This is a genomic window from Dyella kyungheensis, assembly GCF_016905005.1.
GTDB lineage: Bacteria > Pseudomonadota > Gammaproteobacteria > Xanthomonadales > Rhodanobacteraceae > Dyella > Dyella kyungheensis.
Map to the genome: position 1 here is coordinate 1 of NZ_JADIKC010000029.1, position 295 is coordinate 295.

The 295-nt window shown below is 67.5% G+C and carries 1 protein-coding gene; it reads left to right on the forward strand.

The genetic code is table 11. The annotated features are described in order from the left end of the window. Positions 1 to 295, forward strand: a 295-nt coding sequence (gspM, locus tag ISP20_RS21460) for a type II secretion system protein GspM (RefSeq protein ID WP_239536277.1), incomplete at both ends; no start/stop codon positions are given.

The window sequence follows — 295 nt, forward strand, 5'->3', positions numbered from 1 at the left end:
ATTTCGCCTTGCTGCACTGGTGGTTCGTGGCGCCGCTGCAGTCGATTCGCGCGGAGATGGACGATCTGCGCGACACGCATGCGCGTTACGCCGCCGCCATCGCCGAGAAGCCGCAACTGCAGCAACGCATTGCCGCGATGGGCGCGGGGCAGGCGGCCAGTCACGCCTTCCTGCCGGAAGACGATTCGAACGCCGCGGCCGCCGGACTCATGCAGCGCGTGGTCGATGCGGTGGCGGCGCATCCGCAAGGTGGCGCCTGCGATGTCACCCAGAAGATGCCGGTAACCAATCCACC